The sequence below is a fragment of the Streptomyces sp. SLBN-31 genome (assembly GCF_006715395.1).
Lineage (GTDB): Bacteria > Actinomycetota > Actinomycetes > Streptomycetales > Streptomycetaceae > Streptomyces.
In genome coordinates this window covers 488,110-500,198 of record NZ_VFNC01000003.1, presented here as the reverse complement: position 1 = coordinate 500,198, position 12,089 = coordinate 488,110, and the positions used below count along the sequence as shown (strand labels likewise).

At 65.3% G+C, this 12,089-nt stretch carries 5 protein-coding genes and 2 rRNA genes; 5 read left to right on the top strand and 2 right to left on the bottom strand.

Annotated features, from left to right (window positions below; genetic code table 11):
• Positions 1 to 266: 266 nt before the first annotated feature.
• Positions 267 to 1,037 (bottom strand): TetR/AcrR family transcriptional regulator, encoded by a 771-nt coding sequence (locus FBY22_RS39850; protein WP_142153280.1) that lies wholly within the window; start codon positions 1,035 to 1,037, stop codon positions 267 to 269.
• Positions 1,038 to 1,419: 382 nt separating this feature from the next.
• On the opposite strand from FBY22_RS39850, the gene FBY22_RS39845 reads away from it, so the two are divergent.
• Both FBY22_RS39845 and FBY22_RS39840 read left to right on the top strand, forming a co-directional pair.
• Positions 1,420 to 2,799: an NAD(P)/FAD-dependent oxidoreductase gene (locus tag FBY22_RS39845; protein ID WP_142154614.1), complete on the top strand. Its 1,380-nt coding sequence runs from the start codon at positions 1,420 to 1,422 to the stop codon at positions 2,797 to 2,799.
• A gap of 133 nt (positions 2,800 to 2,932) precedes the next feature.
• Positions 2,933 to 4,585 (top strand): SpoIIE family protein phosphatase, encoded by a 1,653-nt coding sequence (locus tag FBY22_RS39840; protein ID WP_142153278.1) that lies wholly within the window; start codon positions 2,933 to 2,935, stop codon positions 4,583 to 4,585.
• 27 nt (positions 4,586 to 4,612) lie between these two features.
• Here the strand turns inward: FBY22_RS39840 and FBY22_RS39835 are convergent, their stop codons facing one another.
• Entirely contained in the window at positions 4,613 to 5,881 is a 1,269-nt protein-coding gene (locus tag FBY22_RS39835; protein ID WP_260845367.1) for an MFS transporter, read from the bottom strand.
• 157 nt (positions 5,882 to 6,038) lie between these two features.
• Between FBY22_RS39835 and FBY22_RS39830 the strand changes: the two genes are divergently transcribed.
• The 3 genes from FBY22_RS39830 (at position 6,039) to FBY22_RS39815 (ending at position 12,087) form a co-directional block, all read left to right on the top strand.
• Positions 6,039 to 6,587 carry a MarR family winged helix-turn-helix transcriptional regulator gene (locus FBY22_RS39830; protein ID WP_142153273.1) on the top strand — a complete coding sequence of 183 codons (549 nt, stop codon included), beginning with the start codon at positions 6,039 to 6,041 and terminating at the stop codon, positions 6,585 to 6,587.
• A 552-nt stretch (positions 6,588 to 7,139) separates the two neighbouring features.
• A 16S ribosomal RNA gene (locus FBY22_RS39820) occupies positions 7,140 to 8,665 on the top strand.
• 299 nt (positions 8,666 to 8,964) lie between these two features.
• Positions 8,965 to 12,087: ribosomal RNA gene (locus FBY22_RS39815) — 23S ribosomal RNA — on the top strand.
• The 16S and 23S rRNA genes sit together here, the layout of an rRNA operon.
• Positions 12,088 to 12,089: the final 2 nt, after the last annotated feature.

Here is a 12,089-nt window from a genome sequence, read left to right as displayed (position 1 = left end):
TGCGGGGCGGCAGTTGGTCGGGATGGCCGATTGGTTCGGTATGTCCCGTGCGGAGTGTCGGCGCTCGCGGGAGGCGCGGGCCGCAGGGCGCCCACGCCCCGGAGTCACCTTTTCGAGTGAGTCGCCGGTGCTGGCGAATTGACCCGCCACCCGCGACCGCCACCCGCGACCGCGCCGACCGACCGAAACACCTCCGGCTGCCGACGGATGGCGCGGGTGGGAACCCGACCCGGCCGACAGCCGGGCGGCTCGCCCACCCGCGACCGTCACACCGGCCGGGACCGCAGCCCCTCCAGCAGGATGTCCAGCAGCCGCGCGGACGCCGCGGCCTGCTGCGCCGCATCCGGCAACGAGGGCGCGGCGGTGGCGATCACCAGCAGTACGTCGGACACCGACACGTCGGCCCGCAGCTCACCCGCGGCCCGGGCCCGCTCCACCAGCTGACCCACGACCTCGAGCAGCGCCGAGGCGCCCGCGTCGTCGTCCCCGACCCTCCCCGAGGAACCGCTCTCGGGAACCAGCCGCAGTTCACCGGCGCCCGGCTGCATCCGCTGCTGCGGCACCCGCGCCTCGTCGAACACGGTCCTGCCGTCGCGTTCCTCGGCGACGCCGACCCGCAGCACATGGGGCGGCAGCAACCGGCCGGCACCCGACGCCACGGACGTCCGCAGGAAGCGCGACAGCGCCGACCACGGCTCGTCCTCCTGCCCGAGCGCCGCCCGGGCCTGGTCGGTCAGCCGGGAGGTCTCCTCCTCGGCTATCCGCCGCACCAGGACGTCCTTGCTCGGGAACCGCCGGTAGACGGTCCCCACACCCACCCGCGCGCGCCGCGCCACGTCCTCCATCGGCGCGCCGTACCCCAGCTCGCCGAAGACCTCGCGCGCCGCACGCAGCACGTGCTCCAGATTGCGCTGTGCGTCCACGCGCAGCGGCGTCGTACGCGTCTGGTCCCCGCGTCCGTTGCCCGCCGCCGCGCTCATCATGCCGCCGGCCGCGAGTGCGGACGCGGACGACCAATGAGAGTCCTGAACATGCATAAGCGTTCCCCCGGTAATGACGTCTCCCCCCGGAGACTCTCCCCGCCACTGAAAGCCGGAGCGTGCGAAGGAGCAGGACCGTCGGCCCGCCCGTCGCGGACTTCCGATCCGATGAAGCGCATCCCCCTACACCCCGTCGACACACGAACATAGTTGAGAGGGGGTCAATTCAGAAGGGGCAGGTTCCGCACGGAGCGCCCCCCGATCGGGGCACGAGTCGTATACGTCCCGATTGCACCCCTCGGGCGCCCCCGGCGCACACCCACTGACCTGCGCTCCTTCCGGGCACTCCGGCAATTCGGCCAACTCCGGAGATCCCCGGCCCGCGGTCACACAAATTGTCGAGGCTGTGGACAAACTCAAGAGCTGGGTGCGTCATGGGATGGTGAAGGAACGTGCGCGCATTCTCGTTGTCGGCGGCGGCTACGTCGGGATGTACACGGCCCTGCGTCTGCAGCGCAGACTGAAACGGGAACTCGCCCGGGGCGAGGCCGAGATCACGGTCGTCACTCCCGACCCGTACATGACCTATCAGCCGTTCCTTCCCGAGGCGGCGGCCGGCGCCATCTCCCCGCGGCACGTCGTCGTCCCGCTGCGCCGCGTCCTGGACCACTGCCACGTCGTCGTCGGCGAGGTCCGCTCCATCGACCACGCCAAACGCACCGCCACCCTCACCACCCTGGCCACCGAGGAGGAGGGCACGGGCGCCGAGCAGCTGTCGTACGACGAACTCGTCCTCGCGCCCGGCTCGATCTCCCGCACGCTGCCCATCCCCGGCCTCGCCGAGCACGCCGTCGGTTTCAAGTCGGTCGAGGAGGCCATCGGCCTGCGCAACCACGTCATCGAGCAGATGGACATCGCCTCCTCCACCCGCGACCCGGAGATCCGCGACGCGGCCCTCACCTTCGTCTTCGTCGGCGGCGGCTTCGCAGGCGTCGAGGCGCTCGCCGAGCTGGAGGACATGGCCCGCTACACCGCGCGCTACTACCACAACGTCCAGGCCGAGGACATGAAGTGGATCCTCGTCGAGGCCTCGGACCGCATCCTGCCCGAGGTCGGCGAGGAGATGGGCCGCTACACGGTCACCGAACTGCGCCGCCGCAACATCGACGTACGGCTGAACACACGCCTGGAGTCCTGCGCCGACCGCATCGCCGTACTCAGCGACGGAGCCCGCTTCCCGACCCGCACGATCGTCTGGACGGCAGGCGTCAGACCCAGCCCGCTGCTCGCCGCCACCGACCTCCCGCTCACCGCGCGAGGACGGCTGAAATGCACCCCCCAGCTGACGATCGACGGCGCCACGCACGCTTGGGCGGCCGGCGACGCGGCGGCCGTCCCCGACGTCACGGCCGCGGAACCCGGCAGGGAGACCGCCCCCAACGCCCAGCACGCCGTCCGCCAGGCCAGGGTCCTCGGCGACAACATCGCGCACTCGCTGCGCGGCGAGGAACTGGAGACGTACTCCCACGCGTACGCCGGCTCGGTGGCCTCACTCGGTCTGCACAAGGGCGTGGCACACGTCTACGGGCGCAAGCTGAAGGGCTACCCTGCCTGGTTCATGCACCGCGTCTACCACCTGAGCAGGGTCCCCACCTTCAACCGCAAGGCCCGTGTCCTCGCGGAATGGACCCTCTCGGGCCTCTTCAAACGGGAGATCGTCTCGCTCGGCTCGCTCGAACATCCCCGAGCGGAGTTCGAACTCGCGGCCGGTGGAAAGCCTCCTGGCGATCCGGCGGACGACCCGAAGGGGTCGTCCTGACCGGACCCAGGAACTCCACGGACCGGGTGGGCGTCTGACGGATGTCGCCCCGGTAGGCCACCTGCCAGACTGATCCCCGCCCCAGGGCGAGCGTCCGCTCACCCTTCGAACCCAAGAGGCTCGGCAAGGATTCGTGAACTTCACGCGCTGGAGCGCCCGGCTCCCCGGAACGCAGCGCCGCGCGGCAGCGCGGACCGACCACACGGTCGCCCCGGACCGCCCGGCCGACGGCGCGGGCTCCGTCCCCTCGGCCCGCGCCGAACAACTGACCCAACAGGCCCCGTACCTGCCCGCCGTGGACGAACTCCCCGTGCGCGAGGTCCTCGACCGCGTCCCCGCCCTGGTGGCCCTGGTGCACGGACACGACCACCGGGTCGCCTACATCAACGACTCCTACGTGACCGCCTTCGGCCTGCGCCCCCTCGGCGAGCCCACCCGCGAGTCCCTCCCCGAACTCGCCGAACTGGGCCTGCTCCCGCTCCTCGACCAGGTGCTGCGCAGCGGCAAGCCCCGCACCCTCAAGTCCCGCAAGGCCCCCGACGGCCGCTCCTACACGTTCACCTGCACCCCGGTCACGGAAGCCGACCACGCTGGCGTGCTCGTCTTCGCCACCGACGTCACCGACCACGCCGAGGCCGCTGAACGCCTCCGCGCCAGCGAACGCCGCCAGCGCGAGACCGCGGTCACCCTCCAGCGCTCCCTCCTCCCCCAGGAGCTCGAACAGCCCGACGACCTGCGCATCGCCGCCACCTACCACCCCGGCGGCACGGAGGCCGCGGTCGGCGGCGACTGGTACGACGTCATCACCCTCGGCGGCGGCCGCACGGCCCTGGTCATCGGCGACGTCATGGGCCGGGGCGTCCGCGCCGCCGCCGTCATGGGCCAACTCCGTACGGCGGTGCGCGCCTACGCCCGCCTGGACCTGCCCCCGCACGAGGTCCTGCAGCTCCTCGACGGCCTCGCCGCGGAGATCGACGCCAACCAGATCGCCACCTGCGTCTACGCCATCCACGACCCGAACGAGGGCCGGCTGGTGTACGCCTCCGCCGGCCACCTCCCCATCCTGGTCCGCGACGAGACCGGCGCCGTCCAGCGCGCCGACGAGCCGACCGGCCCGCCCCTCGGCACGGGCGGCTGGATGCACGCCTCCGGCTCCGTCCCGCTCGGCCCCGGCTCCACGGCCGTGCTCTACACGGACGGGCTGGTGGAGCGCCGCGACGCCGACCTCGACGAGGGCATCGAGGCCCTGGAAGCCGCCCTGTCCGGTGCGACGGGCACCCCCCAGGTGGTCTGCGACCGCCTGGTCCGCTCGGCCGGGGTCACCGCCGACCACGACGACGACGTGGCGGTCCTGGTCCTCCAGCACCCGGCCCGCACCGGCCCCGACAGCGAGCTGTTCCGCAACGCCGCCCTGGAACTCCTCGGCGGCGTCGAAGCGGCCCCCCGCGCGCGTGCCTTCGCCTCCGGCGTCCTGACCAGCTGGCGCTTCCCGGCCGACCTGCACGACCTCGGCGTCCTCGCGGCGAGCGAGCTGGTCGCCAACTCCCTGCAGCACGGCACCCCGCCCATGCGCCTGCGCCTGCGGCGCACCGACCGCCGCCTGATCATCGAGGTGACGGACGGCGACGACCACCTGCCGCGCCGCCGCCGTGCCGAACCGGGCGACGAGTCGGGCCGGGGCATCGCCATCGTCGCGACGATCGCCTCGAACTGGGGCTCGCGCCGGACACCGGGCGGCGGCAAGGCCGTATGGTGCGAATTCGTCCTGCCGAAGGGCGCGCCCTGACGGCCGCCCGGCGCCGGTGACGCCGGCTCACGCCTCCGCGGCCACGGCTCCCGTGGACGTCCCGCCCCGGGCGACCACCCGGCTCCGGCTCCGCGCCGGCCACGGCTGGTCCTGTACGGCGGTCAGCCGCCGCCCGAGCCGCAGCGCGAGGACGGTGATACCCAGAGAGAAAAGAAGGAACGTCACGACGTACGGCGCGTGCAGCGAGGCCCCCATCGGTCCGCCCACCGCCGGCCCCACGGCCAGCGCGAGCTGCTTCACCAGGGCGAACGCCGAGTTGTACTGTCCCGCCATCCCCGTCGGCGCCAAGTCGGCGACCAGCGGAGCGACCGTCGGCGACAACATCGCCTCCCCGAGCCCGAACAGGGCGTACGTCGACACGAAGGCGGCCGTGGCCATCTCCCGGCTGCCGTGCCCGAGCCCGGCGTACCCAGCCACGACCCACGCCACGGCCCAGATCAGCCCGACGGCGGCGATCACCCGGGACCGACGCCGACGCTCGACGAACTTCAGCACGGCGAACTGCGCGACGACGATCATCAGGGTGTTGGCGGCCAGCGCGGTTCCGAGCGCGGACGTGGAGATCCCGGCCGCCTCGACGCCGTACGCGCTCAGCCCTGACTCGAACTGGCCGTAACAGGCGAAGAACAACACAAAACCCAGTACGGACAGCTGCACCATGGCCCGGTTGCCGAGCAGCTGCTTCCAGCTGCCCCGGTCCGCCGACGCGGGCGCGCCCTTGATGCGCGGCGCGCGCGGCATCCGCACCGTCGCCATCACCCCCACCAGCACCAGGAACATCGCCGCCTCGATGGAGAACAGCAGGGTGAAGGAGTCGACGCGCGTAGCGTCCACAAGATGACCGCCGATGAGCCCACCGACGCCGAGCCCGAGGTTCTGCAGGAAGAACTGCGTGGCGAAGGCGCGCGAGCGGGTGTCGGCGGTGGAGACGTCCACGATCATCGTCGCGAGCGCCGGCTGCATCACAGCCTGCCCGGCCCCGAGCGCGGCGGCCGCCAGGAGCACGGTCGCCGCGGTGCCCGCCAGCCCCAGCCCCAGCGATCCGACGGCGGCGGTGACCAGGGCGGCGATCAGGACCGGAAGCGGACCGCGCCGGACGATGGCCCGTCCGGCGAACGGCAGCACGATCAGCGCGGCCACGGCGAACACGGCGAGGACCAGCCCCGCCGTCATGGCACCGAGCCCTCGTACCTGCGCCACATAGACGTACAGGTAGGGGACGGTGAAGCCGAGCCCGAACGCGCTGAGTGCGTTGCCCACGTGGATCCGGCGCATCGCTGCACCCATCGCCCTGGTCACGTTCACCTCTCTCATCTGATGGAAGTCCCGCTCCGAAGAGCTTAGGAGTGAAGACTTCAAAGCTAAAGTTCGATACTGAAGATTACATAGTGAAGGACTTCGAGGCAAAGGAGGGGCGTGGGATACTGCCCACATGGCCGAGCCCCCCGGCGCCACGGAGCCGACACTCGAAGAGCAGATCGCCGCGTACCAGCGAGAGTTCCGGGACCTCGACCCCCAGGTCGAGAAGATCGTCTCGGCACTGTCCCGGCTGAACCGCCGTATGAACGTCGCCTACGGTCGGCAGACCGCCGCCCTCGGCATCAGCAACGCCGAGTGGGAGGTCCTCAAGGCTCTCGTCCTCTCCGGCGCTCCCTACCGCATGGGCCCCAGCGACCTGGCCAAGCGCCTCGGCCTGACGCCGGCCGCGATGACCCACCGGATCGACCGCATGGTCACCGAGGGACTGGTGACCCGGGAACGGGACGAGTCCAACCGGGTCCGCGTCATCGTCGAGCTGACGGGGGAGGGCCGCGAGAAGTGGCTGGAGGCGATGCGACTTGCGACGGTCTTCGAGGACGACCTGCTCCAGGACCTCTCGGCCGAGGAGCGCACCGCCCTGGGTGAGGTCCTCACCCGCCTGCTCCGTAGGGTGGAACACGCCCAGCCGGATGCCAGCGGACGCCTCACCGACCTGGACTAAAAGATCTTGACAGCGGGTGCTTGACAGGCTCTCCCAGGATCCGTAAAGTTCTTCGGGTTGCCACGGGGCCGTAACGGTTCTTCGGCAACACCTCCGCCGCAGCAGCGGCAACCCAAACCATCAGCACGATCTCCCAACCGGGTTGATTTCGGCGTGCCCGAATTCAATTCGATTTGGATCTCAGCGGCCCGATTGGGAATCGCCGAGAGGATCCGCTAAGGTTTGAGACGTCGGAACGGCCCAACAGCCGGGAAGGCAACCCCCTCTGACTGGGAATCAGACGCCGAAAGGATCTGATAGAGTCGGAAACGCAAGACCGAAGGGAAGCGCCCGGAGGAAAGCCCGAGAGGGTGAGTACGAAGGAAGCGACCGTTCCTTGAGAACTCAACAGCGTGCCAAAAGTCAACGCCAGATATGTTGATACCCCGACACCGGGATTTCCTGGTGGCGAGGTTCCTTTGAAGAAAACACAGCGAGGACGCTGTGAACGGTCGGGCTCATTCCGCCTGACTGTTCCGCTCTCGTGGTGTTCATCCCGATTACGGGAAAACATTCACGGAGAGTTTGATCCTGGCTCAGGACGAACGCTGGCGGCGTGCTTAACACATGCAAGTCGAACGATGAACCACTTCGGTGGGGATTAGTGGCGAACGGGTGAGTAACACGTGGGCAATCTGCCCTTCACTCTGGGACAAGCCCTGGAAACGGGGTCTAATACCGGATAACACTCTCGCAGGCATCTGTGAGGGTTAAAAGCTCCGGCGGTGAAGGATGAGCCCGCGGCCTATCAGCTTGTTGGTGAGGTAATGGCTCACCAAGGCGACGACGGGTAGCCGGCCTGAGAGGGCGACCGGCCACACTGGGACTGAGACACGGCCCAGACTCCTACGGGAGGCAGCAGTGGGGAATATTGCACAATGGGCGAAAGCCTGATGCAGCGACGCCGCGTGAGGGATGACGGCCTTCGGGTTGTAAACCTCTTTCAGCAGGGAAGAAGCGAAAGTGACGGTACCTGCAGAAGAAGCGCCGGCTAACTACGTGCCAGCAGCCGCGGTAATACGTAGGGCGCAAGCGTTGTCCGGAATTATTGGGCGTAAAGAGCTCGTAGGCGGCTTGTCACGTCGATTGTGAAAGCCCGAGGCTTAACCTCGGGTCTGCAGTCGATACGGGCTAGCTAGAGTGTGGTAGGGGAGATCGGAATTCCTGGTGTAGCGGTGAAATGCGCAGATATCAGGAGGAACACCGGTGGCGAAGGCGGATCTCTGGGCCATTACTGACGCTGAGGAGCGAAAGCGTGGGGAGCGAACAGGATTAGATACCCTGGTAGTCCACGCCGTAAACGGTGGGAACTAGGTGTTGGCGACATTCCACGTCGTCGGTGCCGCAGCTAACGCATTAAGTTCCCCGCCTGGGGAGTACGGCCGCAAGGCTAAAACTCAAAGGAATTGACGGGGGCCCGCACAAGCGGCGGAGCATGTGGCTTAATTCGACGCAACGCGAAGAACCTTACCAAGGCTTGACATACACCGGAAAGCATTAGAGATAGTGCCCCCCTTGTGGTCGGTGTACAGGTGGTGCATGGCTGTCGTCAGCTCGTGTCGTGAGATGTTGGGTTAAGTCCCGCAACGAGCGCAACCCTTGTTCTGTGTTGCCAGCATGCCCTTCGGGGTGATGGGGACTCACAGGAGACCGCCGGGGTCAACTCGGAGGAAGGTGGGGACGACGTCAAGTCATCATGCCCCTTATGTCTTGGGCTGCACACGTGCTACAATGGCCGGTACAATGAGCTGCGATACCGTGAGGTGGAGCGAATCTCAAAAAGCCGGTCTCAGTTCGGATTGGGGTCTGCAACTCGACCCCATGAAGTCGGAGTCGCTAGTAATCGCAGATCAGCATTGCTGCGGTGAATACGTTCCCGGGCCTTGTACACACCGCCCGTCACGTCACGAAAGTCGGTAACACCCGAAGCCGGTGGCCCAACCCCTTGTGGGAGGGAGCTGTCGAAGGTGGGACTGGCGATTGGGACGAAGTCGTAACAAGGTAGCCGTACCGGAAGGTGCGGCTGGATCACCTCCTTTCTAAGGAGCACTTCTTACCGGGCTCGCTCGGTCAGAGGCCAGAACATCAGCGAACGCCTGATGCTGGTTGCTCATGGGTGGAACGTTGACTACTCGGCACACTTGACCGTCTTCTCCTTCTAGTACTGCTCGTAAGAGCGTGGAACGTTGAGGAGAGCGGCGAGGGTGTCGGGCACGCTGTTGGGTGTCTGAGGGAATGGTTTTCCTCAGTCGCCGGCCCCAGTGAACTCGAGTGGAAGCTCGGGGTGATGGGTGGCTGGTCGTTGTTTGAGAACTGCACAGTGGACGCGAGCATCTGTGGCCAAGTTTTTAAGGGCGCACGGTGGATGCCTTGGCACCAGGAACCGATGAAGGACGTGGGAGGCCACGATAGGCCCCGGGGAGTCGTCAACCAGGCTTTGATCCGGGGGTGTCCGAATGGGGAAACCCGGCAGTCGTCATGGGCTGTCACCCTTGCCTGAACACATAGGGCAAGTGGAGGGAACGCGGGGAAGTGAAACATCTCAGTACCCGCAGGAAGAGAAAACAACCGTGATTCCGGGAGTAGTGGCGAGCGAAACCGGATGAGGCCAAACCGTATGCGTGTGAGACCCGGCAGGGGTTGCGCATGCGGGGTTGTGGGATCTCTCTTCTGTTGTCTGCCGGCAACAGGACGAGTCAGAAACCGTTGATGTAGGCGAAGGACATGCGAAAGGTCCGGCGTAGAGGGTAAGACCCCCGTAGTCGAAACGTCAGCGGCTCGTTTGAGAGACACCCAAGTAGCACGGGGCCCGAGAAATCCCGTGTGAATCTGGCGGGACCACCCGCTAAGCCTAAATATTCCCTGGTGACCGATAGCGGATAGTACCGTGAGGGAATGGTGAAAAGTACCGCGGGAGCGGAGTGAAATAGTACCTGAAACCGTGTGCCTACAAGCCGTGGGAGCGTCGGAATGAAGACTTGTCTTCATTCTCGTGACTGCGTGCCTTTTGAAGAATGAGCCTGCGAGTTTGCGGTGTGTTGCGAGGTTAACCCGGGTGGGGAAGCCGTAGCGAAAGCGAGTCCGAACAGGGCGATTTTAGTAGCACGCTCAAGACCCGAAGCGGAGTGATCTAGCCATGGGCAGGTTGAAGCGGAGGTAAGACTTCGTGGAGGACCGAACCCACCAGGGTTGAAAACCTGGGGGATGACCTGTGGTTAGGGGTGAAAGGCCAATCAAACTCCGTGATAGCTGGTTCTCCCCGAAATGCATTTAGGTGCAGCGTCGTGTGTTTCTTGCCGGAGGTAGAGCACTGGATAGGCGATGGGCCCTACCGGGTTACTGACCTTAGCCAAACTCCGAATGCCGGTAAGTGAGAGCGCGGCAGTGAGACTGTGGGGGATAAGCTCCATGGTCGAGAGGGAAACAGCCCAGAGCATCGACTAAGGCCCCTAAGCGTACGCTAAGTGGGAAAGGATGTGGAGTCGCAGAGACAACCAGGAGGTTGGCTTAGAAGCAGCCACCCTTGAAAGAGTGCGTAATAGCTCACTGGTCTAGTGATTCCGCGCCGACAATGTAGCGGGGCTCAAGCGTACCGCCGAAGTCGTGTCATTGCAGCATGAGGGCCAACGCCCGCTGTGATGGGTAGGGGAGCGTCGTCTGCCGGGTGAAGCAGCCGCGTAAGCGAGTTGTGGACGGTTGACGAGTGAGAATGCAGGCATGAGTAGCGATTCACACGTGGGAAACGTGTGCGCCGATTGACTAAGGGTTCCTGGGTCAAGCTGATCTGCCCAGGGTAAGTCGGGACCTAAGGCGAGGCCGACAGGCGTAGTCGATGGATAACCGGTTGATATTCCGGTACCCGCTGTGAAGCGTCAAACATCGAGCATCGTGATGCTAAGGCCGTGAAGCCGCCCCGGAGCCTTCGGGCAAAGGGGAGTGGTGGAGCCGCCGAACCAAGCGGTTAGTAGGTGAGTGATGGGGTGACGCAGGAAGGTAGTCCATCCCGGGCGGTGGTTGTCCCGGGGTAAGGGTGTAGGACGAGTGGTAGGCAAATCCGCCGCTCATGTGTCTGAGACCTGATGCCGAGCCGATTGTGGTGAAGTGGATGATCCTATGCTGTCGAGAAAAGCCTCTAGCGAGTTTCATGGCGGCCCGTACCCTAAACCGACTCAGGTGGTCAGGTAGAGAATACCGAGGCGTTCGGGTGAACTATGGTTAAGGAACTCGGCAAAATGCCCCCGTAACTTCGGGAGAAGGGGGGCCACGCTTGGTGAGAGGACTTGCTCCTCGAGCTGGGGGTGGCCGCAGAGACCAGCGAGAAGCGACTGTTTACTAAAAACACAGGTCCGTGCGAAGCCGTAAGGCGATGTATACGGACTGACGCCTGCCCGGTGCTGGAACGTTAAGGGGACCGGTTAGTCACATTTCGGTGTGGCGAAGCTGAGAACTTAAGCGCCAGTAAACGGCGGTGGTAACTATAACCATCCTAAGGTAGCGAAATTCCTTGTCGGGTAAGTTCCGACCTGCACGAATGGCGTAACGACTTCTCGACTGTCTCAACCATAGGCCCGGTGAAATTGCACTACGAGTAAAGATGCTCGTTTCGCGCAGCAGGACGGAAAGACCCCGGGACCTTTACTACAGTTTGATATTGGTGTTCGGTTCGGCTTGTGTAGGATAGCTGGGAGACTGTGAACTCTGGACGCCAGTTCAGGGGGAGTCGTCGTTGAAATACCAGTCTGGTCGTGCTGGATGTCTAACCTGGGTCCGTGATCCGGATCAGGGACAGTGTCTGATGGGTAGTTTAACTGGGGCGGTTGCCTCCTAAAGAGTAACGGAGGCGCCCAAAGGTTCCCTCAGCCTGGTTGGCAATCAGGTGTTGAGTGTAAGTGCACAAGGGAGCTTGACTGTGAGACCGACGGGTCGAGCAGGGACGAAAGTCGGGACTAGTGATCCGGCGGTGGCTTGTGGAAGCGCCGTCGCTCAACGGATAAAAGGTACCCCGGGGATAACAGGCTGATCTTCCCCAAGAGTCCATATCGACGGGATGGTTTGGCACCTCGATGTCGGCTCGTCGCATCCTGGGGCTGGAGTCGGTCCCAAGGGTTGGGCTGTTCGCCCATTAAAGCGGTACGCGAGCTGGGTTTAGAACGTCGTGAGACAGTTCGGTCCCTATCCGCTGTGCGCGTAGGAGTCTTGAGAAGGGCTGTCCCTAGTACGAGAGGACCGGGACGGACGAACCTCTGGTGTGCCAGTTGTTCTGCCAAGGGCATGGCTGGTTGGCTACGTTCGGGAGGGATAACCGCTGAAAGCATCTAAGCGGGAAGCCTGCTTCGAGATGAGGACTCCCACCCACTTGATGGGGTAAGGCTCCCAGTAGACGACTGGGTTGATAGGCCGGATCTGGAAGCACGGTAACGTGTGGAGGTGACCGGTACTAATAGGCCGAGGGCTTGTCCTCAG

What these genes read in the sequence shown, in the direction of transcription:
- FBY22_RS39850 (WP_142153280.1), bottom strand. Translation starts at nt 1,037, where the DNA reads ATGCATGTTCAGGACTCTCATTGGTCGTCCGCGTCCGCACTCGCGGCC.
- FBY22_RS39845 (WP_142154614.1), top strand. Translation starts at nt 1,420, where the DNA reads ATGGTGAAGGAACGTGCGCGCATTCTCGTTGTCGGCGGCGGCTACGTC.
- FBY22_RS39835 (WP_260845367.1), bottom strand. Translation starts at nt 5,881, where the DNA reads ATGCGCCGGATCCACGTGGGCAACGCACTCAGCGCGTTCGGGCTCGGC.
- FBY22_RS39830 (WP_142153273.1), top strand. Translation starts at nt 6,039, where the DNA reads ATGGCCGAGCCCCCCGGCGCCACGGAGCCGACACTCGAAGAGCAGATC.